The organism is Geodermatophilus maliterrae, from assembly GCF_041018925.1.
Classification (GTDB): domain Bacteria; phylum Actinomycetota; class Actinomycetes; order Mycobacteriales; family Geodermatophilaceae; genus Geodermatophilus; species Geodermatophilus maliterrae.
The window spans coordinates 1-991 of record NZ_JBFNXQ010000216.1 but is presented as its reverse complement, the minus strand read 5'-3'; the positions used below and the strand labels follow the sequence as shown (position 1 = coordinate 991).

Annotated in this window: 1 protein-coding gene; it reads left to right on the top strand. The window is 69.6% G+C overall.

Features of this window, described 5'->3' with window-relative positions; genetic code table 11:
• The first annotated feature begins 73 nt into the window (after positions 1 to 73).
• Complete coding sequence (locus tag ABQ292_RS26535) at positions 74 to 967, top strand: IS982 family transposase (protein WP_369210693.1); 894 nt, start codon at positions 74 to 76, stop codon at positions 965 to 967.
• Positions 968 to 991: the final 24 nt, after the last annotated feature.

Sequence of the window (991 nt, the reverse complement as noted above, 5' to 3'; positions counted from 1 at the left end):
ACGAGTAAGTCCTAAGGGTCAGCAGAGGCGAAAGGCGCTGTAGGCGCGGGCGGAGGGTGTTCAGGCTCGGGTTGTGACGACCGACCTCAACACCCTCCTGACCGCACTCTACGTCCGCATCGACGACTACCTCGCTGGTCGCGTGCGGACCGGACGCCCACCGCGGCTGACCGACTCCGAGCTGCTCACCCTGGCCGTGGCCCAGGCATTGCTCGGCGTGCCCTCCGAGGCCCGCTGGCTGCGGTTGGTCCCTGCCGCGTTGCCCGGCGCCTTTCCTTACCTGCCCGGCCAGTCCGGCTACAACAAGCGGCTGCGCACCGCCCTGCCGCTGCTCAAGCGGGTGATCCGGGTGCTGGCTGCCGACACCGATCTGTGGGGCGATCCGGTGTGGCTGGTCGACTCCACTCCGGTCGAGTGCGCCCGCTCCCGCCCGACAGCGCGGCGCTCAGACCTGGCCGGCACCGCCGGCTACGGCTACTGCCCCAGCCACTCGCGCTGGTTTTGGGGACTGCGGCTGCACCTGATCTGCACGCCGGCCGGCCTGCCGATCACCTGGGCACTGGCCCCGCCGCGGCATGACGACCGGCAAGTGCTCATGTGCGTGCTCGACGCCGACGCCGACCTACTGGTCGACCGGCCCGGGCTGCTTCTGCTGGCGGACAAGAACTACATCTCCGCCGAGCTCGACAGCTACCTGCACCGACGGGGTGCTGCGCTGCTGCGCCCGTCCTACCGCCACCTCAAGCCCCGCCCCGGTGAGCACCTGCTCGCCCCCGTCCGGCAGCTGATCGAGTCGGTCTACGACACCCTCAAAGGCCAGCTCGACCTCGAACTGCATGGCGGACGCAGCCTGACCGGCGTGACCGCCCGAGTCGCCCAGCGTCTCCTGGCCCTGACCGCCGCGATCTGGCACAACCGCGCCACCGGCCAGCCCGTCACCCGATCACTGATCGCCTACGACCACTGACCAACTTTGGACTCACTCATCTAG